Source organism: Oceanisphaera sediminis (assembly GCF_039539745.1).
GTDB classification, from domain to species: Bacteria; Pseudomonadota; Gammaproteobacteria; order Enterobacterales; family Aeromonadaceae; genus Oceanimonas; species Oceanimonas sediminis.
Genome location: NZ_BAABDS010000015.1, coordinates 44,156 through 70,246, shown reverse-complemented (window position 1 = coordinate 70,246; position 26,091 = coordinate 44,156). Strand labels below are relative to the sequence as shown.

Below are 26,091 nucleotides of genomic sequence, written 5' to 3'. Positions count from 1 at the left end.
AGAATTAAATCAGGATTTTAAAATGGTGCGTAATGTAAGCGCTGCTTTAAGAAAGCGAGATTGTGTTCTTGATACGCTAAAATAAGGTACTTGCTGAGCCCCAAAGGCCCTGAAAAATCTTTCAATTGGCTCAATCATAGAGCCTTCAAAGTCAAAGCTTTTAGTCACGGTTGCCGCAAACTGAATGGCTTCCCACATGCACAGACTGGTAGCTCCGCTGTTACGCAGGTCGGGATCGCCACCACCCAGCAGGTAATAAGCACTGTTATTATCCCAGATGATATAAACCCCCGCATGATGACGACCTTGCTCATCTACCGCAATAAAACACTTGCCGGCATTCCGTGACGTTGCATTTTTATCAATACGCTTAACCAGCTCTTCACTATAGGGCAAAGTCATGCCCTGACGGGAGAAAACCTTTCGGTTGAGCTTAAGAAAGGTATCAATGGGAAGATCGGTGACAACTTTTACACCTGCTTTATTTTGTGCTTTTCTAATATCTGTACGGATATTGGTATCAAAATTTTTATTAACCATATCCAGATCATTCAGCTCGTTAATAATATAGGTATAACGAGTAGTTTGCGCATATCCCATCCAGTGCAAAGGCAACCAGTTTGTACATTGATGATGCCAGTTTTGACTGTAGTGAACATGCATTGGAAGCTGGCTATAGAGCGCCTGCAAAAGATCTTTTTCCTGCGCAAGACGCCGAGCATATTTGGCAACGCTAGGACGAAGCCATGGCCCCAGATGCTGAGTCAGTGCCGGTTGAGACAATATGGTTAATCCATATTTTTTTTTGGTGACGTAAGGCATGGAGGCATGAATTTCATCTCCTTTTTCCACCAGCACCACATCCCAGCCGTCTCCTGCTACGGAATCCAGCCACCAAGCCTGACTGAAGATAGGAATAGTGATTTCTTTCTCACAAAGCTGGCGGTATTTATTTTTATTTGACATTAGTTACAGACCAATCCAATTTTTTTATTTCTTTGTTAAGTAGTGAGATTTCACTTTCATTCAGCACTAATCTTTCAGTAAGATTAATTATTGCAGATTCACATTCTTGCCGTTCGTTAAAGTTTAAAAACCGACCAACATCACTTACAGTCTTTTGATTTAAATCCAGGTAATTAACAATAGAGAACCTATCTTTCTCAAAAAGCGCTGAGTCTTCTGATATTTGTTTTTCAATATCGAATATCTGCCTAACTATCTGCTCAGGCCATTCAAGCTTATTAAGCTCAGAAACACTTTTTGGCATGATACTCCAAAAGCTGTTTTCTTTAATACCCAATTTACGCTTTGCCAGCAAAATAGACTGTGCAGTGTATTCAGGCTCTCTTCTAGCATAGATAAACTTTGCTTCAGGAAAAGCTTTAGATAGCAATCTCAATCTTTGCCCTGCATTCAAATTCTTAAAAACCAACGGTTTGTCATACTTATTAATTACTGAGGAGATCTCTTCTCTTATCTCCTTAACCATTTTATCAGTCACACCCTGATGATCTATAAAGTGTCTGTCTCTGGGTAACCAACGATACCAAAACCCTCCACATTCACTGGGCGATCTGAGACCTTTGGTAGCACCATGGTTAGAGCTGAAGCAGTTATGCGCTTTTTGTTTGAATAATTTATTGCTCAACCAAAAACCAAAAAAAAAGTTCTTGTTAAACTTGCATACCAGGTTATCGATATACAACACATCAAATTGATTAGTAATTGTCTGGTAAAGAATAGTAGAACCCGTTCTGGGAGCGCCGATAATAAAAACGGGCTGATGCTTAAGGGGCATGTTAGAGTATTTTCTATATTGCCTTTTTTCCCATAGCTTAACCACAGGTGATAACAGGCTGAACAACTTATTCATAAAGAATGAAAAATATCTTTTCGGGTCCAAGTACTTATTCAAACTAACTGTTCCTTCTGGCATGTGAGTAGATCAAAAAGTAAAAAAACAAATAATAAAGAGATAACACCACTACCAGAACATGTAAAAAATTCTCAATTGTATATTCCTGAAGCTGACTAAAATAAATAACAAAAACATACAAAAACAGCAAACCAAACTGCCACAGCATTCCAAGCTTATTCTTCTTGTTGATCTGGTTCATTACTGTAAGTGGAGACACCACGAATTTTATCATAAAAAATGGAATCATTATTTTTGCATAGGTGCCCGCAACACGCCAGTCAGGACCAAAAACATAATGAAAAAGATCTTCCACAAAAAAATACAAAACAAAGTAAACCGGAAGGCTTATTATAACCAATTTTTTGGTTGCACTAATAAAACTGTTATAAGCTCTTCCCGTCTGCTGATATTCTTTACTGGCTTGCTGAAAAAAAACCTGGCCAACCGCATTACCTATCAAGCTTGCAGGCATACCCAACATGCGCTCCGTAAAGCTGTAATGCCCTAGAGTTGACAGTCCGTAGTAAGATGATATCAACACATTATTAATGTTCTGGGAAAGCGTGTTTGCCAACCCGGCCCATAAGGTAAACTTGGGAAAATCCCTATATCTTTTAGCCAGCACAATCACTTTTCTTTTACAAAGCGACCTTGATAAATCATCCTTACCTATATTTTTTATTAGTCGGGTATTGGCAACAAGCTGAGAAAAAATTTGTCCACCAATCAAACCAGCAGCACCACTTTTAAAGAAGCCAACACTTAACTGAACACTAGCTGTTACAAATGACTTGGCAATAGCAGCATTTCTAAGATCTTTATAATGCTTTCTTCTTACATTGTAATAATTAAGAACATTAAAACATCCAGACAAAAAAACTGATAAAGGAACAAAATAAAGCCAAAATCCTATACTTTCATTTCCTAATGACTCTTTTATCTTTTCATTAGAAAAAACCACCACCAGCAACAATATCATGGAGATTGTTGTGCATATAGCAAAACCCAGCACCACCAGGTTAATGGCTTCACTGTCTTTTCTTGGAAGCATTATTGCCAACTCATAACGACCGTTAGCAATACTGGCAAAAACTGCAGTAATGGCAACAAACAGGCCCAGAACACCAAAATCTTCAGGCGAGTAGATCCTTGTCAGGATAGGGCTGATCGCAATGGGGATCGCTTGCGCAACTGCAGTACCCGTCATCAAGGTTAAGACATTTCTACTGAATTCAGATTTAGCTTTCAACTAATGGCCTACTGTAAAACAATTAAAAAATAAAAGGCACCAGCAAGCATACACAGATACCATAAAAAAGAGATAAAGGAATACCAACTTTGACATAGTCGAGATAACAGTAGTTCCCCGCACTGTAAACCATTAAGTTGGTTTGATAACCATAAGGGGTTAAAAACGACGCGCTGGCGGCAAAAGCGGTGGTCAACAGCAGGGGCTTAGCATCCACCTGATATTGTTCCGCTATGGCAAGACCGATGGGAAATGCCAGTGCTGCGGCGGCATTATTGGTAATCAGCTCGGTCAGCAGCCAGGTGGTGAGATACAAGCCCACCAGTGCGCCCCATAATCCCCACTGGGAGAACATCTCCACAATGTATGTAGCCATGCTGTTTGCCAGCCCGGAGTTCAGCATGGCCTGGGCCACGCCCAGGGCACAGCCAATAATCAGTGCCAGCTCCACCGGTGCCCGCCGGCGGATTTCCGAGGCAGACAATATGCCAAACGCAAGATAAGCCAGTAACAGCAGCGCCATCGCATCCAGCAAACTGAGTACCTCCGTGGCTGCCAGCAACAGGGCTGAAAAGAACCCCGTTACTATGCTGGCACCACGCCATCCACCGCTTTGGGTGCTATCTGGCATGCCATTTACCATGACAAAATTGCGAGCAATATTTGGTCGGGTATTAAAGTCGTCTCCAACCGCCAGCACCAATACATCCCCCGGGCGTAATGCCAGATTGCCCAACCCTCCTGCCAGCCGTTGGCTGCCCCGGCGCACCGCCACCACGGCGGCGTCGAACTGGCTGCGAAATGCCGCATCCCGAATGGTGCCGTTAACCAGAGTAGAAGACGGGCTTAACACCACTTCCACCAAGTTACGCTGCAGTAAGCCGGATGGAGTATGAGCAAGCTCAAGGCCCGGCAGGGCCAGCAGTTTATGCACCTCGGCCATATTGCCGGAAAATACCAGTCTGTCTTCCGCCTGCAATATTTCAGTGGGCTTAACGGGAGATATCAGGCTTGTGCCTCGCACCAGCTCAACCAGAAACAAGTCTTCAAGCTGCCTTAGCCCGGCTTCGGCCACGGTTTTCCCTACCATAGGTGCGCCGGAACACAGCCTAATTTCTGTAAAGTAATGCGCGTTTTTACTTTGCTCCGCCACTCCGTTTTCTGGCAGCAGCTGGTAGCAAAGCAGCAGTACCAGCACACCGCCCACAAATACAGGAGCTCCCACCAGGGTAAAGTCAAAAAACGAAAACCCCGGCAAGCCGGCATTTCTGGCCAGACCATCAATGATCAGATTGGTTGACGTGCCCACCAGTGTAAGCACACCGCCCAGAATAGCGGCATAAGACAGCGGGATCAGCAAGCGGCTGGGTGCTATTGCCTTGTTACGCTTTATCGGCCCCATCAAGGTAGCGACAACGGCGGTGTTGTTGGTAACGGAAGAAAGCAGCCCTGCCCCGCTCATCAGCTTTAGCAGCACGTTGCGTTCACTGCCCTTCAGCAACCAGCCGGCCAGACCATGCACCAGACTGGTTTTCTCCAGTGCCAGTGAGGCGATTAACAGCAGAAACAGGCTGACCAGTGATTCGTTCACAAAGTTCAGCAACAGCTGTTCTTTGCTGAGCAAACCACCGAAATAAAAAATCAGCACGGCACCGCCAAAGACATACAGCGGCCTGATGCGGGTAAACACCAGTGTTGCAATCAGGCCAGCCAGCACTAAGGCAACAACAGCTGCACTCATTTCAATTAGCGCCCAACAATACACCCTTTTCTTTGAGCAACTGGATCACCGCGTCGGCGGCTTCGTCGGCGCTGAGGCGGGTGGTATCCAGATGGATTTCTGCCGCTTCCGGTTGCTCGTAGGCCGAGTCGATGCCGGTGAAGTTTTTCAGCTCACCACGACGGGCTTTCTTGTACAGGCCCTTCACGTCACGCTCTTCGGCCACGTTCAGCGGGGTGTCGACAAACACCTCGATGAACTCGCCCTCGGCCAGTGACTCGCGCGCCATGCGGCGTTCGGCACGGAACGGCGAGATGAAGGCGGTCAGCACAATCAGGCCCGCGTCGACCATCAGCTTGGACACTTCCGCCACCCGGCGAATGTTTTCTACCCGGTCGGCGTCGGTAAAGCCCAGATCCTTGTTCAGACCGTGGCGCACGTTGTCGCCGTCCAGCAGGTAGGTGTGGCCACCCAGGGCGTGCAGCTTCTTCTCCACCAGGTTGGCAATGGTCGACTTGCCGGCACCGGACAAACCGGTAAACCACAGCACGCTCGGCTGCTGGCCTTTGGTCAGCGCCCGGGCTTCCTTGTTGACATCCACGTGTTGCATGTGAATGTTCTGGCTGCGGCGCAGGGCAAAGTGCAGCATGCCGGCGGCCACCGTGGTGTTGCTGAGGCGGTCGATCAGAATAAAGCCGCCGGTGTCCTTGTTGGTCTGGTAATCATCGAAGGCGATGGCGCGGTCCAGACTCAGGTTACAGACGCCGATGCCGTTCAACTCCAGCTGTTTGGCGGCGGTGTGCTCCAGGGTATTCACGTTCACCTGATACTTGATGTCGGTCACGCTGGCGGTCACGGTCTGGGTGCCAATCTTCAGCAGATAGGGGCGACCGGGCAGCAGGGCGTCGTCGTGCATCCACACCAGGGTGCTTTCAAACTGATCGGCGGTCTCGGCCGGGGCCTCGGCGATGGAGATCACATCACCGCGGGAGATATCGATTTCATCGGCCAGGGTCAGGGTGACCGACTGGCCGGCCACCGCCTGCTCCAGATCGCCGCTGTAGGTGACGATGCGCTCAACCGTGCTTTCCTTGCCCGACGGCTGCACGCGAATGCGGTCACCGGGCTTGATCACGCCGCTGGTGATGGAGCCGGAGAAGCCACGGAAGTCCAGGTTGGGGCGGTTGACCCACTGCACCGGCAGACGGAACGGCGCGCGCTGCATGCGGGTGTCGTCCACTTCTACGGTTTCCAGAAAGCCCATCAGGGTGGTACCGTGATACCAGGTCATTCTGGGGCTGGGTTCAACGATGTTGTCGCCCTTGAACGCCGACATCGGAATGTAGGTGATGTTGCTCAGACCCAGCTGCTCGGCAAACTGACCGTATTCTTCCACGATCTCGTTAAATCGTTGCTCGGAATAGTCGACCAGATCCATCTTGTTGATGGCCACCACAATCTGGCGAATGCCCAGCAGTGACATCAGATAGCTGTGACGACGGGTCTGGGTCAGAATGCCTTTACGGGCATCCACCATCAGAATGGCGGCATCGGCGGTAGAGGCACCGGTCACCATGTTGCGGGTGTACTGCTCGTGCCCCGGGGTGTCGGCCACAATGAACTTGCGCTTGTCGGTAGAGAAGAAGCGGTAGGCCACGTCGATGGTAATGCCCTGTTCGCGCTCGGCGGCCAGGCCATCAACCAGCAGGGCAAAGTCGATATCCTCGCCTTGAGTGCCCCATTTTTTGGAGTCGGCTTCCAAGGCGGCGAGCTGATCTTCAAACAGCATCTTGGATTCAAACAACAGGCGCCCAATCAGGGTACTCTTGCCGTCGTCCACGCTGCCGCAGGTAATGAACCGCAGCAGACTCTTGTTTTCGTGCTGCTGCAGATATTGCTCAATATCAGTGGCGATAAGATCCGATTGATGCGCCATGATGAAATCCTCTTTAAAGCGATAAGCCTTCAGCTGTCAGCTGTCAGAAAAACCGTCAGCTTATGGCGTTTGATTTATTGATGTGATCAGCCCGTTGATCATTTTGGAAATTTCTCTTGTCTCTTCCAGCAACAGCTTGCCGGGCTCTGAGGTGATGTAACCAATTTCCATGCCGATATAAATTTGTGTTCTCAGCTCGGCACATGAGCCCCGGGCAATCACTAAAAAATGCGTTTTGTCTTTGGCTGTCTGCCGTGTCATGCCTTCAGCGATATTGCTGGGTATGGACAAGCCGGAGCGAGTGATCTGGTCTCTGAAACCAAAGTCCTTGAGGTCTTTCATGGTTTTATACAGCTCAGCCGAAAGACGGGCCGACCGCTTCCACACCTGTAACTTCTCAAAGTTCATCACACACTCCTTTTTAGCTGTCAGCGTTTTAGCCGTCAGTTATTAGCTATCAGCTGTCAGTCGGCTTGCTGTGCCTGCAGGCTCAGCGCTTATCCTACCGACTCTGGTTGTTTTACTGATAGCTGACAGCTTACAGCTTTCTAACGTGCCTCCGGCACGTTAGAAATAACCCTCTTGTTTTTTCTTTTCCATGGAAGCGGCGGAGTCGTGGTCGATCATGCGGCCCTGACGTTCGGACGTTTTGGTGAGCAGCATTTCCTGAATAATGGCGGGCAGGGTGTCGGCCTCCGACTCCACGGCACCGGTCAGCGGATAACAGCCCAAGGTACGGAAGCGCACGTTTTTCATCATCGGCACTTCGCCTTCTTGCAGCGGCATGCGCTCGTCATCCACCATGATCAGGGTGCCGTCGCGCTCTACTACCGGGCGCTGGGCCGCGTAATACAGCGGCACAATGGGAATGTTTTCCAGGTGGATGTACTGCCAGATATCCAGCTCGGTCCAGTTGGACAGCGGGAATACCCGAATCGACTCGCCTTTTTTCTTGCGGGCGTTATACAGCTTCCACAATTCCGGGCGCTGGTTTTTCGGGTCCCAGCGGTGCTGCTCGGTACGGAACGAGAATATACGCTCCTTGGCACGGGACTTCTCTTCATCCCGACGGGCACCACCAAAGGCGGCATCAAAGCCGTACTGGTCCAGCGCCTGCTTCAGGCCCTCGGTCTTGGTAATGTCGGTATGCACCGCCGAGCCGTGGGTGAAGGGGTTGATGTCTTTTTCTACCGCTTCCGGGTTAACGTGCACCAGCAAGTCCATGCCCAGCTTCTCGACCATCTGATCGCGAAATTCGTACATTTCGCGAAACTTCCAGCGCGTGTCCACATGCAGCAGCGGGAAGGGGGGAAGGGACGGGTAAAAGGCTTTCATGGCCAAATGCAGCATCACGGCGCTGTCTTTACCAATGGAATAGAGCATGACCGGATTGTCGGCCTCTGCCACTACTTCCCGCATGATGTGGATACTTTCGGCTTCCAAGCGTTGGAGATGAGTAAGAGACATAGTTAACCTGTTATTAATTTAAATATCTAAATTTTTAAAAGTAGTTAAAGCTTGCTTGGCATATATCTTAGAGGCCACTTCATTTATGTGGTGTTCATCGTAATACACCATATCCCCTTGATAAAAAGGCGGCAATTCAAAAACTTTTAAACCCGTTAAATCTAACAATGATAAATTGACATATTGCCCACATTTATCTTCGAGAATATGATTTGCCTTTTTGTAACTAGGATTCACCTCAACTACAGAATTAAAACCTAGATACTCAAACCTTCTCGCCCTTAGAGGATTTCTCGACAAGCGTGGCTCTTGAGAAATAACAAAAAATTTAGTTTCTGGCTTACTCTGAACAAGTCCATCAAGTGCAGCTTCAAAGTGCTTGTATTTTAGATTGTTATCCCAACTAGCTGCTATAAATACAACTTCCGCTTCTTTTAAATATCCCTTAGCTTCTTCAATCTGTGCCAAACATGCTTTATGTGAATACTCTGGAATTCGCTGATAGTTAAACTCAGGAATAGTTACACAGCTACTGGCAGTGATCACCCTTGCTTTAAAGGCCAGCTCTTTACCTAAGTAATCAAAAAAATGGTTAAGCATCGCAGCGTGAGAATCGCCTATAACTAGCACTTCTTTATCGCTACTTAAATCGCCTTTTAGGCAGTTACCTACTATTTGACCATGGCAAATCGTCTTAGGGTCTGCGTAGCGGGTGTATTCCACTGGTAGCGGCTCTGGCGTGTAGTAAGCATTCATTTTTTTCATTCCCACGGCTGTTAGCACTACGACTGCAGCTAAGCTGGCATAGCCGAGGATTTGTTTTTTACTGCGTTTGAGCCTGAGCGGTGTTTCTATCCAGTAAAAGCTAGCTGTTGCTAAGGCCACGGTTAGTAGGACAAAGGCAAGGTTGTATTGCCAGTTGAGTATTGCAGCTCCTGTGTAGTAGCGCATAAAGGCTAAAACGGGCCAGTGCCACAGGTAGAGTGAGTAGGATAATGCACCAATCCATACTAATATTCTGCTGGATAGAAATTGAGTTATAGGATTGCTAGCATTGAGAAAAATAATTAGCGCTGCGCCGGTTATTGGGGTGAGTCCGGCGATACCCGGAAAGTAACCGGTTAGTTTGGGTACACAGAGAGAGGTAGCAATGAGCGCAATAGCTAGCCATATTAATGTTCGCTTACACCTATCCCCCAGCCTAAAGCCATCCTTCTTACCTATCAATAAAGCAACCCAAGCACCCATGAAAAATGCAGGTAAACGGGCAATTAAGCTGTAATAAGTAGCTTGCTCAAGCCCTAGCATACGCAAGCGGTATTCGGCATAAGCTGTTAAGGCAATGATGCTTAACGGCAGCAGCCAGTTAAGTAGGCGCTTAGGAAATAGTAAGAAAATAAAGGGAGCTAGCAGGTAAAACTGAATCTCTATTGCTAGCGACCAAGTATGTAGCAAGGGCTGCTCGTGGTTGGCGGGTGCAAAGTAATCACCAAAAGTGGCAAAATAGCTATTGCTGTTGAACCATGCGGCTTTTTTTAAGCCTCCTCTGTACGTTGCAAAGTCAGCTGGTAAAAAAAGTACCGCAGCTAGCAGGGTCACTACTATCAGCACAGTGAAATATGCAGGCGCGATACGCTTGAGGCGGCTCCTGTAGAAGTAATTTAAGGTAGATAATAATTGATATTCAGGTTTTGCTTTTTTGTGCAGCAAGATGCTGCTGATTAAGAAACCTGAAATCACCAGGAAGATATCCACGCCAACAAAACCGCCTGGCAGCCAAACGGGATTAAGGTGGAAAGTCATTACAGCCAATACTGCAATGGCTCTTAAACCTTGGATATCTTGGCGGTAAGCGGTGTTACTCACTAGGTTAATGCCTTAACAACGTTCAACTGATCTTCTTTACTCATATACGGATGCATCGGCAAGCTCATTACCTTTTCAGCAACTACGTCACCAGTTGATAACTGTACATCAGCATCAGCCACTGCTGGCTGCTTGTTGAGTGGAATAGGGTAATGCACTGCTGTTGGAATACCTGCTTCTTTAAGCCTGGCTTGTACTTGCTCACGGTTATCGACTTGAATAGTGTATTGCGCGTAAACGCTGGTGTTGTGTACTTCAACAAAGGGCGTGGTGGTAATGCCTGTCTGGTTGAGCAGCTGATCGTACTTTGCTGCAACCTGTTGGCGCAGGCTGACTTCTTCTGCAAATATTTCCAGCTTGGGTAGCAAAATCGCCGCCTGCAGGGTGTCTAAACGGCTGTTCACACCTACACGTATGTGGTGATAACGACGATCTTGACCGTGACGAGCTGTTTGGCGCAGCACTTTGGCTAATTCGTCATCGTTGGTAAAGATAGCGCCGCCGTCACCGTAGCAGCCGAGCGGCTTGCTTGGGAAAAAGCTCGTAGTGGCAACCGTACTTAAGTTACAAGACTTTTTGTCTTTGTAGGTAGCACCAAAGCTTTGAGCGGCATCTTCTATTACCGGTATACCGTACTTGTTAGCTATAGCGTTAATGGCATCAAAGTCTGCGCACTGGCCGTAAAGCGACACGGGAATAATGGCTTTGGTACGCGGGGTGATCGCGGCTTCTAGCTTGGTTGGGTCTAGATTATAAGTTTTAGGGCATACGTCCACGTAAATGGGCTTTGCACCAAGCAAGGCAACAGTTTCAGCGGTGGCTATGTAGGTAAAGCCAGGGGTGATGACTTCATCGCCAGGCCCGATGCCAAACGCCATTTGGGCTATTTGCAGGGCATCGGTGCCGTTGGCACAGGTGATACAGTGCCTGGCACCGGTAAAAGCGGCGAGCTTTTCTTCTAATTCTGACACTTCAGGCCCGAGGATGTACTGACCATGAGCGAGCACGTTTTGTATGCCAGCATCTATTTTTTCTTTAATACGCGCCTGCTGCGCAGCTAAGTCTATAAATTGCATTGTTTGCCTTTTCTAAAAGATGGAGTACTCAGCAACGGAACCCGCGAAATTCACAAAAAAATCAAGATGAGATAAAAGCGAAAAATGATATTACTGGTAAAATAAAAATTCAATGGGCTAATGGCTTAGGTATTATTTTCGGCAGTGTCCAATCCCGTTGTACAAGCTTGCAGTTTGAACATCTTCAGAAATTATCTCTATTTTTCTGTGGATTCTGCAGGTTCCGTTGCACAAATGCTCTTGGGCTTTATCTTGCCACTAACGTAGATCTTAGCCCTTAGTAACAGTGTTGCCGTTTAGGGTGTAGGTGGTGCCTGTGTGTTCGCAGCTAGTAGTGGCTTCGCCTTGTAGCGGTAAATCTAACTGCTCGCCAAATTCACTCATCCAGCCGATTTGTTTGGCTGGCACGCCAACCATCAGTGCGTAGGCAGGTACGTCTTTATTAATGACCGCACCGGCACCGACAAAGGCGTATTCACCAATGGTAATACCGCAAACAATGGTGCAGTTGGCGCCCAGGGTTGCGCCTTTTTTAACCAGCGTATTGCGGTACTGATCTTTACGCTCGATTAAAGAGCGTGGATTATATACGTTGGTAAACACCATGCTGGGCCCACAGAATACGCCCTCTTCCAAGTGTACGTTATCGTAAACCGAGACATTATTTTGTATTTTGCAGTGATCGCCTATGGTGACTTTATTACCCACGAAAACGTTTTGCCCAAGAGAGACCCCCTTGCCTATTTGCGCACCGCCACAGACGTGGGCGAAATGCCAAACACGGCTGCCTTCGCCTATTTGAGCACCTTCATCAACTATTGCAGATTCATGTTTTTGATAGTTCATATATGCTCCAAAAAACGGGAATAGTGATTGGGGAATTGGGAGTGGTTTGGAACAGAACTTGGGACTGGTTCGCCCTAACAACTCCCTAATCACCATTTCCAAATTCCTACCTCTCAACTATTCTCTATTCCCCCTCCCAGTCCCTATTACTTCATCACTTTCTTAAGTAATGGGTGTGGGTTGGCAGGATGGTCGACAAGTTTGGCTTTGCGCATGACATCAACGGTTTCAATAGCAGCACGGTTGTCTTCTACGCCATAGCCTTGCCCTGCCAAAATTCGCTGATAGCTTTGTGTATGCAGGTCGGTAAAGCCACCGGAAAACTCCAACTCTTCACCTTCAATATCAATGCTACGGTAAGTCGATTTTTCACCGTGCACGGCATTATCGGGCAAGTGGTTAGCATCTATAGACAAGAACCAACGCACATTAGCGCGCTCGTATTTTAGAAATCCGGACGACGTTTTTTCATCACGGTAATGCACTTCATTGTGGATAATGTCGCCAAAGATGAAGTGCAGCATGTCGTAAAAATGCACCCCAATATTGGTGGCAACACCGCCAGACTTTTCATCAAACCCTTTCCAGGATTTCAAGTACCACTTACCACGAGATGTTAAATAGGTTAAATCTACATCAAAGACTTTATCTGCCGGTGCCGCTTGTACCTTATCGCGCAGAGCAATAATCGAAGGATGTAAACGTAACTGCAAAATAGAGTTTACCTTGGCGCCGTACTGTTCTTGATAACGGTTAAGGGTGTCTAAATCTTTAGTGTTCAGCACTAATGGTTTTTCGCAGATAACATCAATGCCATTTTGTAAAGCAAACTTCATATGCGGCAGGTGCAGATAGTTTGGTGAACAAATTGCGATATAATCCAGTTTTTCACCTTTTTGCTTGAGATCTTCAACATAGCCAGAAAACTCTTCAAACTCGGTGAAAAACTCTGCATCAGGAAAGTGACTATCCATGATGCCAACTGAGTCATTGACATCCATGGCAACTACAAGATCGTGACCGGTTTCTTTAATTGCTTTTAAATGACGAGGAGCTATGTAACCGGCAGCGCCAACAAGACCAAATTTTTTCATTTTACACCTTGAAAACATTCATTAAATTTTAACAAAACAATTATTTCTGCCATTAAACCAACTGGATACAGGGGTATTAAATAATGCAAATTGGCCTTACTCCCTATTCCATAAAAAGCTTATAAACGTAGGTCTGAGTGGCCTAGAGGAAGTACGTACTTGACGTCGTACAACACATGGTTCTGTTTACCCAAAGTACGAATTTTATCTTCGCCCCACTCTTTAAATTCAGTATGATCAACCGCTAGCACTATGGCATCGTATTGGTTCGGGGTTAAGTTTTTTACTAACTCAATGCCATATTCATGCTTCACTTCGCTGGCATCTGCCCAACTATCATGTACGTCAACCTGCATGTTAAAACTTTTTAGCTCATCGACCATATCAATGATTTTAGTGTTACGAACATCCGGACAGTCACCTTTAAAGGTGAAGCCTAATATCAAAACCCGCGCTTCATCTATGTGTATTTTTTTGCGCGCAACGGCTTTTACCAACTGAGTCGCCGTATAACGGCCCATGCCATCATTAATGCGACGACCAGCCAGGATAACTTCAGGCTGATAACCCTCTTCTTTTGCTTTATAGGTTAAATAGTAGGGATCAACGCTAATGCAGTGACCGCCTACCAGACCTGGCTTAAAGGGTAGGAAGTTCCATTTGGTACCCGCCGCTTCCAGCACCTCTTGGGTATCAATACCAAGTAGATTAAAGATCTTGGCAAACTCATTGATAATAGCGATATTCAAGTCACGCTGGGTATTTTCAATGACTTTAGCGGCTTCGGCCACCTTGATCGAGCTAGCCGAGTGGGTACCCGCAGTGATAATAGAACCATAAAGCTGGTCAATAAAATTAGCAATCTCAGGAGTAGAGCCGGAGGTAATTTTTTTAATTTTAGTTAAGGTATTAACCTTATCACCTGGGTTAATTCGCTCTGGGCTATAGCCTGCATAAAAATCCTGATTAAACTTAAGGCCTGAACCTTTCTCAACAATAGGTATACAAACTTCTTCCGTCGCACCGGGATAAACTGTGGACTCATAGATGACAACGTCATTTTCTTTCACTACAGTTGCCAGCATGGCTGACGCTTTACGCAGTGGCGTGAGATCGGGGGCGTTAGCTTCATCAATGGGCGTGGGTACGGTAACAATATAAACATTACAGTCAGCAAGATCGGCAACATTGCTGGTAAATTTTAAATTCTTTGCTGATATTAATAACTTGTCATCTACTTCTAACGTAGAGTCATGCCCGGCAACGAGCTCATTGATGCGATTTTGGTTAATATCAAAGCCAACTACATCGCGAGTCTTGCCAAACTCTACCGCTAAAGGTAAGCCGACATATCCCAAGCCAACGACTCCAACCTTAGCTTTTTCTAATTTACACATCACAGTACCTTAATATACTTAAATTTATTTATTATCGTTACGCAAGCTAGCGCAGACGTGACTGGAAAACTCACGAATAAAAACGAAAACGATCGCCAGAATAGTAGAGAGTATTAATCCCAAAGCAACAATGAGCCCAGCTCTGCTTTTGGCTACCGTGCTCGGTATATTTAATGGTTGAGCAAGAGACGCTATACTTGTTGCTATTGGCTGTACTCCTATACTTTCTAATGTTGAATTATCATATTTGTCGTTCAACTCCTTAACTAATCTTTCGTGTCGCAATAGCAAAGGCTCTAATATTTTCTCATGATATTTAGATACACTCTCACTTTGCCCTTGTTCGGCAATAGTGACCAACTTTATGATATTTGAACCACCGCTCTGATTATCTATTATAACATCAGCATTATGCGAGTTACTTTTAGTAGCCAAAGGAACAAATGCATCTGTTAGCTGAGTTTTAATTCCCGCAAGAGGCTCTATAAATACGGTTGGTGTTTTATAGCCAACCGTCACCAGCGTTGTAAACTCTTTGTTTGTATTCTCAACTACCGGCGCCGGGCGTTTTAGCCAAGCGAGCAAAAAAGTGACCAATAATCCGATAATAAAGGTAGAAAATAGCCAGTTGCGGCGTTTTACCAAGACTTTCGCCAAGTCGACTAACGAAATTTCATCATCTCTGTAGGCATAGGATGGCATGGGTTGGTTGAAACGTGCGTCTTGCGGGAGTGGTGATTGGCTCATATTGCTTCTTCTGATTGTCTGCTAGTTGTATTTATGGTGTTTTTGTTGCAGGCACGCTACCGCCCATAGGATTCTGTTGGCCATTCCCCCACGGCACATGTCTGCATTGGTATTTCTGCCCTATCTGTCTGCCAAAGCGCCAAAAATTGCATTATGCAAGCCACTGGCACCTTGCAAACAAAGGTGCGCAAGTTTACTGGATTTGGCTGATGGATAAAACCTTGTTAGCAGTATGCATATGGAGTAAGGGAGGATATTTTTTGCTCGGGGTATTATGTGGTTCTACCACTGACATTCTGACAATTTGAAGTCCGAAATAACGGAGTAGCCCCCACCCCGCCTCCCCTTGGCGGTAATCCGCTGTTAAGCTCGTATCCCCGCTGTTAGGGGAGGAGCAGATCGGCGCCGGTTTGCTGGCTCGGTGCTATCCTGTGCATTCCTTTGGTCGAATGAATTCGCTCCTACAACCACATTCGAACACTTGCGGCCCTAATTTCATTCGATCTTCTGTCATGCCTTGTGCAGAATAAGGTCAGCTTCTTTTTCTGAATTAAGGACTTGTCTTATGCGTCTTCTCGGGGTTTCTCTGCTGGCGGTTGCGTTGTCCGGTTGTGCGGGCTGGGGCTTTAACAGCAACGTGTCACCAGATGGCATCAAGGATTACTACAAGGGCGATGGCGTGCGACTGTACAGCAAGGCTGAGCTGGAAGGCGTGAATTATGTCACCCAGGGCTCGGTGGAAGGCGAAGCCTGCCAGATTGAAGCCGCCGAAGCGCCGCCGAAGGAAGCGGATGCTCGCGCCAGCGTGCGTCGCCGGGCGGCAGACATGGGTGCCAACGGTATTCTGATGGATCGCTGTATTCGCTTTGATGACATGCCCGGCTGTATCGAGCAGGTGCTATGCAGCGGCCAGGCGCTGAAGGTTGCGGAATAAAAATGTGAGGGGTGAAGAGTGAGGGGGGAGGATCGTTTTTCACGCCGGAGCGTGGGAGAGACAGCCATGTAGGCCCCGTTTCAACGGGGCTATGCGCCCAACACTGCATAATTCGCCCGGATAAACGGGGCCATAATGCCCATTAATACATGATTTGCCCTTAATACGGGCCTGCAACTGGAAATCCACTATGACTTCCATTCATTTGGACCCCATCGGTGTTATTCGCTCGCCCTATAAAGAGAAGTTTGCTGTGCCGCGCCAGCCAGGCCTGGTCACCAGTGCCCGGGCCCGGCTGGAGATGCTTCCGCCCTATAACGAGCCCAGCGCCTTTCGCGGCCTGGCCGAATTCAGCCACCTGTGGCTGGTGTTTGTATTTCATCAGACTCAGGACAAGGGCTGGAACCCTACCGTGCGTCCACCGCGCCTGGGTGGTAACGAGCGGGTCGGGGTCTTTGCCACTCGCTCCACCTTTCGCCCCAATCCGCTGGGATTGTCGGTGGTAAAACTGCACGACATGTGCAAAGACGGCAACAAGGTATGGCTGGAACTGGGCGGCGTCGATCTGGTCGATGGCACTCCCATCGTCGACATCAAGCCCTATCTGCCCTGGGCCGATGGTGTGGCTGGTGCCCACGGCGGCTTTGCGCCGGCACCGCCGGATATCAGCATGGAAGTGCACTTCAGCCCCGCCGCCGAGCAGGCCTGCGCCCGCTCCGACATTCCGGATCTGCGGCAGTTCATCAGCGAAGTGCTGGTGCAGGATCCGCGCCCGGCCTACAAGCGCAACGGCGAGCAATGGCAGCAGTATGGGGTACGGCTTTATCACTACAATGTGCGTTACGAAGTGTTGGGCCAGCTGACCCGGGTGTTGAGCATAGAGCCGGAAGCTCAGGGTTAACGGCGCTTCTGCCTGACGCCCCCCCCTGCTACAATCTCTTTCTTTAACGGATTTTAAAAATCAACAAGGTTTAAGCGCATGCGTACCACTCAATACTTGCTTTCCACCCTCAAAGAGACCCCGAGCGATGCCGAGGTGATCAGCCATCAGCTGATGCTGCGTGCGGGCATGATCCGCCGGCTGGCATCCGGCCTGTACACCTGGCTGCCCAGTGGCCTGCGGGTATTGAACAAGGTCGCCGCCATCGTGCGGGAAGAAATGAACCGCGCCGGTGCGGTAGAAATGCTGATGCCGGTGGTGCAACCCGCCGAGCTGTGGCATGAAACCGGCCGTTGGGACAAATTCGGCCCCGAGCTGCTGCGCATCAAGGATCGTCACGATCGCGGCTTTGTGCTGGGCCCGACTCATGAAGAAGTGATCACCGCCATGGTGCGCAACGAAGTCTCTTCCTACAAGCAGCTGCCGCTGAATCTGTATCAGGTGCAGACCAAGTTTCGTGACGAAGTACGTCCCCGTTTCGGCGTGATGCGCTCACGCGAATTCATCATGAAGGATGCCTACTCCTTCCATACCAGCATGCAGAGCCTGGAGCAGACCTACGACGACATGTACCAGGCCTATAGCCGCATCTTCGAACGCATGGGGCTGGACTTCCGCGCCGTGTTGGCCGACACCGGCGCCATCGGTGGCAGTGCCTCGCACGAGTTCCACGTGCTGGCCCAGAGCGGTGAAGACGATATCGCCTTTTCTACCGAGTCCGACTACGCCGCCAACATCGAAATGGCCGAAGCCGTGGCGCCCAAAACCACCGCCGATGCCGCCACCCGGGAGCTGAGCCTGGTTGATACCCCCAACGCCAAGACCATCGCCGAGCTGGTGGAGCAATTCGGGCTGGATATCGAAAAAACCGTCAAGACCCTGCTGGTGAAAGCCACCGAGGATCAGGAAGCCCCGCTGGTGGCACTAATGGTACGTGGCGATCACGAGCTGAACGAAATCAAGGCCGAGAAGCTGCCGATGGTGGCCAGCCCGCTGACCTTCGCCACCGAAGAAGAAATTCGCGCCCTCGTCGGTGCCGGCCCCGGCTCGCTGGGCCCGCTGAACATGCCACTGCCGGTGGTGGTGGATCGCGCCGTGGCGGTGATGAACGACTTTGGCGCCGGTGCCAACATCGAAGACAAGCACTACTTCGGTATCAACTGGGGCCGGGATCTGCCGTTGCCGCAAGTGGCCGATCTGCGCAACGTCAAGGAAGGTGACCCCAGCCCCTGTGGCAAGGGTGTGCTGCAAATCAAACGCGGCATCGAAGTGGGCCACATCTTCCAGCTGGGCAACAACTATTCCAGCAAGATGAACGCCACCGTGCTGAATGAAGAAGGCAAGTCCACCGTACTGGAAATGGGCTGCTACGGCATCGGCGTATCCCGCATCGTGGCCGCGGCCATCGAGCAGAACCATGACGATCGTGGCATCATCTGGCCAGAAGCCCTGGCGCCGTTCCAGGTCGCTATCATTCCGATGAACATGCACAAGTCTGCCCGAGTGAAAGAAGTGGCCGAGCAACTGTATAACGAGCTGACTGCCGCCGGTATCGAAGTGCTGTTCGACGACCGTAAAGAGCGTCCGGGCGTGATGTTTGCCGACATGGAACTGCTGGGTGTGCCCCACAGCATCGTCATCGGCGAACGCAGCCTGGACAACGGCGTGGTGGAATACAAGACCCGCCGCGGTGGCGAAAAGTCAGAAGTCGCCATCGACGACATCACAGCTCGGCTAATCCAGACCATTAAAGCGTAAGGGGTAAGGGGTGAGGGGTTAGAAGTGAGGGGGGAGGAGTAAAACCCGGCAACTCGGCTTCTGCTTCCGATGACAGCAAAACGGCGCCGTTGGTACGGCGCCGTTTTTGTTTGAACCAAAGCCTTATTTTCGTAGGGTCGAATTCATTCGACCAAAATGTTACGCCGAACCAACTCCGGTCCAATAAATTGGATCTACAGCCATCGCATGTTTTATCCCTCACACCTTTCGCCTCACACTTCTCTGTGACTTCCCTTCCTGCCCTAGAAACGGCCATTTATACTGAGCCATAAAGGAATGTTCTTTCGTAGGGTCGAATTCATTCGACCAGGGTGTTACACCGAACCACCATCGGTCCAATAAATTGGACCCTACGGCCATCCTTACAAGGGAGGGACACGTATGGAGCAAGAAGAAAGCAACGCCTGTGCCATGGTACTGACCGGGGGTGGCGCCCGGGCGGCGTATCAAGTGGGCGTGCTCAAGGCGATTTCCGAGTGCTATCCCCGTGGCCAGCCCATTCCCTTCCCCATTCTTTGCGGCACCTCGGCCGGTGCCATCAACGCCACCGCCCTGGCCTGCTACGCCTCCTGTTTTCACCTTGGGGTGCGCAAGCTGGAATACGTTTGGCGCCATTTGCATACCGAAGACGTATTGCGGTTGCAGGTTGGCAGAATCGTTCGCCACTCCCTGAAAAGCCTGGTTTCCGGACTGCTGGGCCGCCCCACCCAGATGGCCCTGCCGCTGTTCGACAACAGCCCGCTGGAGCGGTTGCTGGAAAAGCTGATCGACTTTCAGCGTATCGACAACAATCTGCTCTACGGCGCCCTGGAAGTGCTGGCCGTCACCGCCTCCAACTACAACACCGGCGACTCCACCACCTTTTTTCAAGGGCGGCCCTATCATCAGCCCTGGGCCCGTGCCGGCCGTTCCGGTCGCTCGGCCATTATTACACCGCCGCACCTGCTGGCCAGCAGCGCCCTGCCCTTTATCTTTCAGCCCAGCCAGCTGCAAAACCACCACTATGGCGACGGCTCCATTCACCAGCTCAATCCGCTGAGCCCGGCCATTCACCTGGGCGCCAACCGTATTCTGATCATCAGCTTGGCACCGGACGAAACCGACTCCGGTACTCTGCCCAGCGACCCCAGCAGCTCGGACATCGCCGGTCATTTACTTGATACCGTATTCACCGACGCACTCACCTCGGACATAGAACGACTGCAGCGTATCAACAGCACCATACGGCTGGTGCCGGAGCGCAAGCGGGCGCAACTGTCGCTGCGCCATATCGACAACCTGGTGCTGAAACCAAGCCTCAACCTGGACGATCTGACCCACAAGCATTTTCACAAGCTGCCGTTCAACATTCGCGCCCTGCTGCGGTTGTTTGGCGTCGACGCCGGTGACGCCACCGGTCTGGCCAGCTTTCTGCTGTTCGAGCAGGATTACTGCCGCGAATTGATTGAACTCGGCTATCAGGATACCCAGCCCCGGCTAGAAGAGATCTGCCATTTTCTGGCGGTAGAGCCGAAGTTGAAGAAAACCGGGTGAGTTTCGTAGGGTCGAATTCATTCGACCGAGGGTATTATGCCGAACCGGCGTTACCATGCCTCACTCCGCCTCCCACTCCAGCTGCCAGCCGGCTTGTTCCGGATTCGGGGTGTAGTCTTTGCACACGAACAGGCCGATCGCGGCGACCAGTTCACTGCCCTGCATCAGCAACGGTATATTGGGGCGTTGCCAGGGCGGAATGCCGTATTCCTGCCACAGTTTTTTCAGCGGCCGAGAGCCGGAGCGGCCCGCCGGGCGAGCACGCAGGCCCGGCAGCTGAAAGGCGATATGCAATTGCTCCGGATCCAGATTAGCAATAAGGTCCGCACCAGCAGTCACCGGGCTGAGTCGCAGCCGGCCTGCGCCACAATGCAACCATTCGCCGGCATTCAGGCTGGCCAAGGGCTTGGGTTGTGCTTGTTCGTTCGGCAGGTAGAGACTTCCCTGATAACGACGAATGCAGGCCTGCCCCAAGCGCACTTCCGGCACCGCATCCGCGCGGGCCAGCGCCAGCTCCTGCCAGATCGCCTGCAGCTGACTGCGGCTGCTGTGAATATGATGCCGCTGCAGCCAGTGGCGCAGCACGTTATTTCGCCGGGCACGACTCAATGACTGCAGACCGGTAATCGACAGGCCACCGGCCGGGTTCAGCAGCCCGGGCAGATCCTGCTCGGCCAGCTCCAGCGCCAGCTCCACCTGCTCGGCGCACAGCTCGGCGCTACGGGCCAAGGTACGGTTGAAGGAAGGCCATTGCTGCAGCAAGGGTGGCAGAATGCGGTTGCGCAAGAAGTTGCGGTCAAAATCATCATCGGCGTTGCTGGGATCTTCCACCCAGTGCAAACCCTGTTCACGGGCAAAGGCTTCCAGCTGTTGCCGTGAACAGGCCAGCAGAGGCCGCCACTGCTGGCCCGGGCCAAACGACTTGCGCATAGGCATAGCCGACAGCCCCGCCACGCCGGCCCCCCGCTTCAGCGCCAGCAGCAGCGTCTCGGCCTGATCGTCCAGGTGATGGCCGGTCAGCAGGATCTCGCCGGGCTGCATGGCCTCGGCCAGCGCGGCGTAACGGGCATCACGCGCCGCCGCCTCAAGGCTGACTCTCGGCCCCAGCGCCACCTGCACCCTGACGGTTTGACAGATAATGCCGAATGACGCGGCCACCTGTGCACAGTGGGCCGGCCAGTCTTCTGCCGCCGCCTGCAGACCGTGGGCTATGTGCAGCGCCCGTACCGCTCTGCCCTGCTCCCGGGCCAGCCGTGCGGCCAGCGCCAGCAGCACCGTCGAGTCCAGCCCACCGCTAAAGGCCACCAGCAGACCGGTGTCGGGTGTCAGGTCGGGTGTCAGGTCGGCTGTGTGTCGGCAAAACTCGGCGTATAGATCCATGGATTAACTCTGCTCGTTGGGTGAGGGGTGAGGGGAACGACAGAAACCGGCGGCATCTGTGCCTAGGAACGATTTCATTTGACCAAAGATGTTACACCTAATACCGCCGGTCCAATGAATTGGACCCTACAGATGCCCACCCCGACACCGGGGTATGATTTTCGTAGGGTCGAATTCATTCGACCAACGGTGTGGTACCAAAACCGGTCGAATAATCTTACCTAAATAAGTCGACCCTACGAATAATCTGCAGGCGCGTATTTTACCCCTCACTCCTTTCTCCTCACCCTTTTCCCCTCACACCTTCCCCCTCACCCCTCACGCTGTTACCGGCAGCTGGAGTTGGCTGCCGCGTCTCGGGCCAGTTCGATACGCTTGGCGGTGGACGGGTGGCTGGAGAAAAGGCCGCCGCCGCTACCGGCATGCTTCATCAGTACTTGTTGCGCGCGCATGGCGGCGTAAGGATCCATCTTCAGCTGGCACAGCACTTCTACGCCGTAGGCATCAGACTCAAGCTCGTCTTTCTGGGAGAACTGGGCGCTGAGGAACTTGGTGCCAATGTCGCCATACTGGGAGGCAGCCAGCGCGCCTACGGTGCCACCGGCGGCCGCTGCCGCCTGACGCGCGGCGCTGGTCAGATAGGCGTTTTTGTACTGGTTCAGCGAATGATCAAACTTGATGTGGCCAATTTCGTGACCAATCACCGCCATCAGTTCGTCATCTTTCATCACGTCCATCAGGCCGGAATACACCCGCACCGTGCCGTCGGGCATGGCAAAGGCGTTGATTTCGTCGGCCAGATAGACCTGAAAATTCAGCGGCGTACCGTCAATGCTGGTCAGCCCCCGGGTCAGCCTGGTCAGGCGCTGGCTGTAGGCATTGCCGGCCGGAGCCAGCCGGTTTTCTTCATCCATCTGTTTGGCGGACAGGCTGGCCTCGGCCTGCAGTTGACTCTTGCTCAGGGTAAAACCCTGTAGTGCCGTCAGCCCGGCACCGAGCAGAGCACCGCTATCGCCGGACGCACAACCACTCAGACCCAGGCCGGCCAGTAGCGCGGCTATCAGTGTTTTTTTCATGTTGATCCCGATAAGTACATTCACAATGGCAATATCAGAAAGGAAAAAGGGGTCAGAGTCAATTAAGGGTTAATTGACTCCGACCCCTTTTATGCTTTTATGCTTTTATGCTTTTATGCTTTTATGCTTTTATGCTGAAACACCACCACCTGATTTCGGCCCTGATTTTTGGCCTGATACAGCGCCTTGTCCGCCTGAGACAGCAGCTTTTCTTCCGCAAAGAGATCGGCCTGTACCAGCCCCATGCTCACGGTCAGGCTCAACCCCGGTGCAATATGCCGGCAGTCGCACTCGGCAATGGCCAGGCGCACCCGCTCACACAATGTAAACGCATCGGCGGCATCGGTATCGGGCAACAGCAGGGTGAACTCTTCGCCGCCCCAGCGCGCCGGCGTATCGGTCACGCGCAGCTGCTGTTGCAGAATATCGGCAATCAGTTTAATCGCCTCATCACCGACCGCATGCGACCAGGTATCGTTCACCCGCTTGAAGTGGTCGATATCGACGATCGCCAGGCTTAGCGGCTGCCCGCTTCTTCTGGCACGAGCCAACGCATCGAATAGCGCCTCGTCAAAGGCACGGCGATTGGGCAGGCCGGTCAGTTTGTCTTCCCGCGCCTGACGCTCAAACGCCAGGGCCTGACGCCTCAGCTCATCGGTTTTTTCGGCCACCTGCCGTTGCAGCTCAACGGCTCGGGATTTCAACAGCCGTACCCGCAAGCGCATCAGCAGCCACAGCCCCAGCAACGCCAGGCTGCCGACCCCGACCCAGAACAGCGGCCGCTGCCACACAAAAGGCGCTATGGTCAGCGTCAGGCTCGCTTCCTGTTCGCTCCAGTCATCGTAGGGATAAGCTGCCGTCACCCGAAACACATAGTCTCCCGGCGGTAAATTGGTATATTCGGCCAGATGTTGCCGGCCACGCTCGACCCAGTCCTGATCAAAGCCTTGCAGCAGGGTACGGTACTGAATGCGCTCCGGCGTCACAAAACCCAGACCGGCAAAATGCAGTAACAGCCTGTTGCTGCCCGGCGCCAGCGAGAGCGACTCCTGGAAATCAACGACTTTGCCGTTGACCTCCAGTGACTCCAGTACCACCGGCAGCTCATTATCGGAAAATTCAACCAGGCGCCGTGGCTGGGTTCGGGCCACCCCTCGCGCCGTGGCTATCCACACACTGCCATCATTCGCCAGTGTGGCCGCCGGGCCGGAGCCACCGTTGGCCTGACTGCTGACCATGCCATCTCCCTCGCCAAAGAGTTCAAAATCAATCTTTGAGCGCGTTCCATCGGCCACCTGGTGCGCCTGTGCCAGACTGATCCGGATCACGCCCCGATTGGTGGTCAGCCACATGCCACCCAGGTGGTCCACCACAGGCTGAAACATTTTTTCGATAGGCAGGCCGTGCTTTTTCCCCACCGATGCCAGGCTGCCATCCGCATAACGATAGCGCAGCAGCCCCCGGTCGGTGGCCAGCCACACATAACGATCGTCCTCGGGATCCTGATAAAAACCAAAGGCATATTCGGCATTGTCCTGGCTGTTCAGATACACGGGTATGATACGGCCCTGTCGCACTATGGCCGCGCCAACACCGGTACCCACCCAGATATCGCCGTTGCTCGCTTCAAACAAGTTCATCACAAAAGAGCCCGGCAGCCCGTCCTGCTGGGTAAAGGTACGAAAGCGTCCCTGCTCAAAAAGACTGAGTCCTTCTGACGTTCCCACCCAGAGGCGACCGTCGCTGGCCGGCAATATCGCTCGTACTTCGTTGGCCGCCAGCCCCTGCTCCCGCTCATAGCGCGCCGTCATGTCGCCATTCATCAGCCGTAACAGGCCATGAGTGTAGGTACCGACCCACAGCTCGCCGGTATTCCCTTCCGCCAGGCTCAGCACCGAGGGGGCAAGTCCACCGGGCATGGTCAATGGCAGAGTGCCGATCTGTTGCTCCCGAATATGGCCCAGACCATTACTGGTACCCACCCATAAGGAACCATCGCTGTGCGCCAGCACGGTGCGCACATAGTCACCCACCAGGCCATCCTGCTCGGTATAACTGCTGAAGGGAGCATCGCGCAGCCGCATCAGGCCGCCATTGGTGCCGACCCAGATGCTGTGCTCGGCATCCTGCAGCAACGACACCACCCGCTGATCCGGTAACCCCTCGGCCAGCCCCATGCGTTCCATGCCAAAACGGCTGATGCGGATAAGGCCTCGGTCTATGGTGCCCAGCCACAGGTCACCGGCATCATCCTGCAGCAGGCTGCTGATGGACTCCCCGGCCAGCTCCGGATACAGAGTGCGAACCTCTGGTTGTTTGCCAGAAGATTCGGTCGCCGGCTCGGCCACATACATTCCTCGCTCCGAGCCTATCAGCACCCGCCCGCGGTTATCTCGCAGCAAGGCCAGTACCGGCACCGCCGGCACACTGGAAACCGGATGTATCTGCCCCTCGTCAATCCACACCAGGCCCTGAGCGGTACCGGCCCAGATTCGGCCGCTATCATCCTGCAGCAATCGATATACCCCGGCACCGGGCAGGCCGTCCTCCTCGCCGTAATGGGCCACGGTCAGTTCGCCGTCACGCACATAAATGCCGTCGTCCTGGGTGGCCAGCCAGAGCCGGTCGTTGCGGTCACGCAAAACGTGATTGATCATCGCCGGCGCATCGGGCTGTGGCGCCCAGCCTTGATGTTGATAACGGCTGAGCCCGCCTCGCGCCCCGGCGACCAGCAGCCCCTGGCCATCACTGACCAGGCTGCGTATTCCCGAGTCGGGCAGGCCGGTTTCTTCGCCGCGGCTAAAGACGCGAAACGCCTGCCCGTTGTAGCGGGACACCCCTTCCCAGGAGGCAAACCACAGGTAACCTTCTTCCGTCTGGGCCATGGCATTGATGGAGTTGTGCGGCAGCCCATCGCGGGTGGACCAGTGATCCTGATAAAAATGCGCCAGCGGCGCCTGAGCGGCCCACAGTGGCGGGCAGCACATCAGCAGCATGGCAATCCCGAAAATTCGCCATCCGTCATGCTGGCGTAAGCGGTTAAATAGCGCGTTCATCCGTGTGGTTGGCCTTTATGATGTGAGGCGTAATGATGGTATTCGATTGAGAATGGCAGGATCCTGCCATAGCC

20 protein-coding genes are annotated in these 26,091 nt (G+C 51.8%); 4 read left to right on the top strand and 16 right to left on the bottom strand.

All coding sequences use genetic code 11. The features are described 5' to 3' along the window. Positions 1 to 9 precede the first annotated feature (9 nt). The 13 genes from ABD827_RS06455 to ABD827_RS06395 form a co-directional block, all read right to left on the bottom strand. Complete coding sequence (locus ABD827_RS06455) at positions 10 to 966, bottom strand: GNAT family N-acetyltransferase (RefSeq protein WP_344963418.1); 957 nt, start codon at positions 964 to 966, stop codon at positions 10 to 12. Then, a complete protein-coding gene (locus ABD827_RS06450) occupies positions 956 to 1,918 on the bottom strand; it encodes a sulfotransferase (protein ID WP_344963416.1) in 963 nt (320 codons plus the stop codon). Before ABD827_RS06450 ends, ABD827_RS06455 begins: the two co-directional genes overlap by 11 nt. 1 nt (position 1,919) lies before the next feature. After that, a complete protein-coding gene (locus ABD827_RS06445; protein ID WP_344963414.1) occupies positions 1,920 to 3,170 on the bottom strand; it encodes a lipopolysaccharide biosynthesis protein in 1,251 nt (416 codons plus the stop codon). Between the two features lie 22 nt (positions 3,171 to 3,192). After that, positions 3,193 to 4,911, bottom strand: a complete 1,719-nt coding sequence (locus tag ABD827_RS06440) for an SLC13 family permease (protein ID WP_344963412.1) — start codon at positions 4,909 to 4,911, stop codon at positions 3,193 to 3,195. 1 nt (position 4,912) lies between these two features. Continuing rightward, positions 4,913 to 6,826 (bottom strand): sulfate adenylyltransferase subunit CysN, encoded by a 1,914-nt coding sequence (gene cysN, locus ABD827_RS06435; RefSeq protein ID WP_344963410.1) that lies wholly within the window; start codon positions 6,824 to 6,826, stop codon positions 4,913 to 4,915. Between the two features lie 60 nt (positions 6,827 to 6,886). Further along, entirely contained in the window at positions 6,887 to 7,234 is a 348-nt protein-coding gene (locus ABD827_RS06430) for a four helix bundle protein (protein ID WP_344963408.1), read from the bottom strand. A gap of 159 nt (positions 7,235 to 7,393) precedes the next feature. Continuing rightward, complete coding sequence (gene cysD / locus ABD827_RS06425; RefSeq protein ID WP_344963406.1) at positions 7,394 to 8,293, bottom strand: sulfate adenylyltransferase subunit CysD; 900 nt, start codon at positions 8,291 to 8,293, stop codon at positions 7,394 to 7,396. Between the two features lie 18 nt (positions 8,294 to 8,311). Further along, complete coding sequence (locus ABD827_RS06420) at positions 8,312 to 10,159, bottom strand: acyltransferase family protein (protein WP_344963404.1); 1,848 nt, start codon at positions 10,157 to 10,159, stop codon at positions 8,312 to 8,314. Further along, a complete protein-coding gene (locus ABD827_RS06415; RefSeq protein ID WP_344963402.1) occupies positions 10,159 to 11,235 on the bottom strand; it encodes a DegT/DnrJ/EryC1/StrS family aminotransferase in 1,077 nt (358 codons plus the stop codon). Before ABD827_RS06415 ends, ABD827_RS06420 begins: the two co-directional genes overlap by 1 nt. A 270-nt stretch (positions 11,236 to 11,505) precedes the next feature. After that, complete coding sequence (wbpD, locus tag ABD827_RS06410; protein ID WP_344963400.1) at positions 11,506 to 12,081, bottom strand: UDP-2-acetamido-3-amino-2,3-dideoxy-D-glucuronate N-acetyltransferase; 576 nt, start codon at positions 12,079 to 12,081, stop codon at positions 11,506 to 11,508. A 146-nt stretch (positions 12,082 to 12,227) separates the two neighbouring features. Beyond that, positions 12,228 to 13,175, bottom strand: coding sequence for a Gfo/Idh/MocA family protein (locus ABD827_RS06405; protein ID WP_344963398.1), 948 nt, complete (start codon positions 13,173 to 13,175; stop codon positions 12,228 to 12,230). 119 nt (positions 13,176 to 13,294) lie between these two features. After that, positions 13,295 to 14,572: a Vi polysaccharide biosynthesis UDP-N-acetylglucosamine C-6 dehydrogenase TviB gene (gene tviB, locus ABD827_RS06400; RefSeq protein WP_344963396.1), complete on the bottom strand. Its 1,278-nt coding sequence runs from the start codon at positions 14,570 to 14,572 to the stop codon at positions 13,295 to 13,297. 24 nt (positions 14,573 to 14,596) lie between these two features. Further along, entirely contained in the window at positions 14,597 to 15,319 is a 723-nt protein-coding gene (locus tag ABD827_RS06395) for a hypothetical protein (RefSeq protein ID WP_344963394.1), read from the bottom strand. Between the two features lie 565 nt (positions 15,320 to 15,884). Here ABD827_RS06395 and rcsF point away from each other — a divergent pair. From rcsF to ABD827_RS06375, 4 genes are all read left to right on the top strand, one after another. Further along, a complete protein-coding gene (gene rcsF, locus ABD827_RS06390) occupies positions 15,885 to 16,253 on the top strand; it encodes an Rcs stress response system protein RcsF (protein WP_344963392.1) in 369 nt (122 codons plus the stop codon). Between the two features lie 190 nt (positions 16,254 to 16,443). Continuing rightward, positions 16,444 to 17,154, top strand: coding sequence for a tRNA (N6-threonylcarbamoyladenosine(37)-N6)-methyltransferase TrmO (gene tsaA, locus ABD827_RS06385; RefSeq protein WP_344963390.1), 711 nt, complete (start codon positions 16,444 to 16,446; stop codon positions 17,152 to 17,154). 78 nt (positions 17,155 to 17,232) lie between these two features. After that, positions 17,233 to 18,951 carry a proline--tRNA ligase gene (locus tag ABD827_RS06380; RefSeq protein WP_344963388.1) on the top strand — a complete coding sequence of 573 codons (1,719 nt, stop codon included), beginning with the start codon at positions 17,233 to 17,235 and terminating at the stop codon, positions 18,949 to 18,951. A 402-nt stretch (positions 18,952 to 19,353) separates the two neighbouring features. Then, complete coding sequence (locus tag ABD827_RS06375; RefSeq protein ID WP_344963386.1) at positions 19,354 to 20,505, top strand: patatin-like phospholipase family protein; 1,152 nt, start codon at positions 19,354 to 19,356, stop codon at positions 20,503 to 20,505. A gap of 60 nt (positions 20,506 to 20,565) precedes the next feature. Here the strand turns inward: ABD827_RS06375 and tilS are convergent, their stop codons facing one another. The 3 genes from tilS to ABD827_RS06360 form a co-directional block, all read right to left on the bottom strand. Beyond that, positions 20,566 to 21,885: a tRNA lysidine(34) synthetase TilS gene (gene tilS, locus ABD827_RS06370; protein WP_344963384.1), complete on the bottom strand. Its 1,320-nt coding sequence runs from the start codon at positions 21,883 to 21,885 to the stop codon at positions 20,566 to 20,568. 326 nt (positions 21,886 to 22,211) lie between these two features. Then, positions 22,212 to 22,961 carry a M48 family metalloprotease gene (locus tag ABD827_RS06365; protein WP_344963382.1) on the bottom strand — a complete coding sequence of 250 codons (750 nt, stop codon included), beginning with the start codon at positions 22,959 to 22,961 and terminating at the stop codon, positions 22,212 to 22,214. 113 nt (positions 22,962 to 23,074) lie between these two features. Continuing rightward, positions 23,075 to 26,017 (bottom strand): ligand-binding sensor domain-containing diguanylate cyclase, encoded by a 2,943-nt coding sequence (locus tag ABD827_RS06360; RefSeq protein ID WP_344963380.1) that lies wholly within the window; start codon positions 26,015 to 26,017, stop codon positions 23,075 to 23,077. Between the last annotated feature and the right edge of the window lie 74 nt (positions 26,018 to 26,091).

Coding starts and splice junctions, on each gene's coding strand:
- ABD827_RS06455 (WP_344963418.1), bottom strand. CDS start 966: ATGTCAAATAAAAATAAATACCGCCAGCTTTGTGAGAAAGAAATCACT.
- ABD827_RS06440 (WP_344963412.1), bottom strand. CDS start 4,911: ATGAGTGCAGCTGTTGTTGCCTTAGTGCTGGCTGGCCTGATTGCAACA.
- cysN (WP_344963410.1), bottom strand. CDS start 6,826: ATGGCGCATCAATCGGATCTTATCGCCACTGATATTGAGCAATATCTG.
- ABD827_RS06430 (WP_344963408.1), bottom strand. CDS start 7,234: ATGAACTTTGAGAAGTTACAGGTGTGGAAGCGGTCGGCCCGTCTTTCG.
- cysD (WP_344963406.1), bottom strand. CDS start 8,293: ATGTCTCTTACTCATCTCCAACGCTTGGAAGCCGAAAGTATCCACATC.
- ABD827_RS06415 (WP_344963402.1), bottom strand. CDS start 11,235: ATGCAATTTATAGACTTAGCTGCGCAGCAGGCGCGTATTAAAGAAAAA.
- wbpD (WP_344963400.1), bottom strand. CDS start 12,081: ATGAACTATCAAAAACATGAATCTGCAATAGTTGATGAAGGTGCTCAA.
- ABD827_RS06405 (WP_344963398.1), bottom strand. CDS start 13,175: ATGAAAAAATTTGGTCTTGTTGGCGCTGCCGGTTACATAGCTCCTCGT.
- tviB (WP_344963396.1), bottom strand. CDS start 14,572: ATGTGTAAATTAGAAAAAGCTAAGGTTGGAGTCGTTGGCTTGGGATAT.
- ABD827_RS06395 (WP_344963394.1), bottom strand. CDS start 15,319: ATGAGCCAATCACCACTCCCGCAAGACGCACGTTTCAACCAACCCATG.
- rcsF (WP_344963392.1), top strand. CDS start 15,885: ATGCGTCTTCTCGGGGTTTCTCTGCTGGCGGTTGCGTTGTCCGGTTGT.
- tsaA (WP_344963390.1), top strand. CDS start 16,444: ATGACTTCCATTCATTTGGACCCCATCGGTGTTATTCGCTCGCCCTAT.
- ABD827_RS06380 (WP_344963388.1), top strand. CDS start 17,233: ATGCGTACCACTCAATACTTGCTTTCCACCCTCAAAGAGACCCCGAGC.
- ABD827_RS06375 (WP_344963386.1), top strand. CDS start 19,354: ATGGAGCAAGAAGAAAGCAACGCCTGTGCCATGGTACTGACCGGGGGT.
- tilS (WP_344963384.1), bottom strand. CDS start 21,885: ATGGATCTATACGCCGAGTTTTGCCGACACACAGCCGACCTGACACCC.
- ABD827_RS06365 (WP_344963382.1), bottom strand. CDS start 22,961: ATGAAAAAAACACTGATAGCCGCGCTACTGGCCGGCCTGGGTCTGAGT.
- ABD827_RS06360 (WP_344963380.1), bottom strand. CDS start 26,017: ATGAACGCGCTATTTAACCGCTTACGCCAGCATGACGGATGGCGAATT.